Annotated in this window: 1 protein-coding gene; it reads left to right on the forward strand. The window is 62.1% G+C overall.

Annotation, left to right across the window (positions count from 1 at the left end; genetic code table 11):
- Window positions 1-205: 205 nt before the first annotated feature.
- Window positions 206-554, forward strand: a 349-nt coding sequence (locus DSOL_RS27025) for a M99 family carboxypeptidase catalytic domain-containing protein (protein WP_207649695.1), incomplete at its 3' end; no start/stop codon positions are given.

The following is a 554-nucleotide window of genomic DNA, read 5'->3' on the forward strand; positions in this document are numbered from 1 at the left end:
GCGTTGTTGCCGGGGAACGTCGATTCCGGGATGAACGGGCCGTGTAGGCGGTCCTGGTACGGGCCTTGGGCGGCGTGCCGTCAGCCAGTGGGGCGACGGTCTTGGAGAACACACTGCAAACGGGTGTCCGGCGAGATGACTTTTCCGGGCGTTTGGGCTAGACTTGGCGTGGTCAAACCATCAAACCCCGCCGCGTCGAGGTCCCATGCGTTTCATTCTGGCCTTGCTGCTTCTGTTGCTGACTGCTGCGGCCGCACCCTGCGGCAACCTCGATTTCACCCTGCACAAACTCGATTCCGGCCGTCCCGGTCCGACCATCCTGGTCATCGGCGGCATCAGGGCGACGAACCCGGGGGCTTTTCAGCTGCGGCCCTGCTGGTTTCCCACTACAAGATCAATGTCCGGCTCGGTCTGGGTGGTGCCCAATCTCAATTTCTTGAGCATCATCCGCTGTTCGCGCGGGGTGTACGGCGACATGAACCGCAAGTTCGCCGAGCTTGACCCCAAAGACCCCGGAATACGAGGCCGTGCAGAAGATCAAGGCCATCATCCGC

Origin of the sequence: Desulfosporosinus metallidurans, assembly GCF_001936615.1 — a bacterium.
Classification (GTDB): domain Bacteria; phylum Bacillota; class Desulfitobacteriia; order Desulfitobacteriales; family Desulfitobacteriaceae; genus Desulfosporosinus; species Desulfosporosinus metallidurans.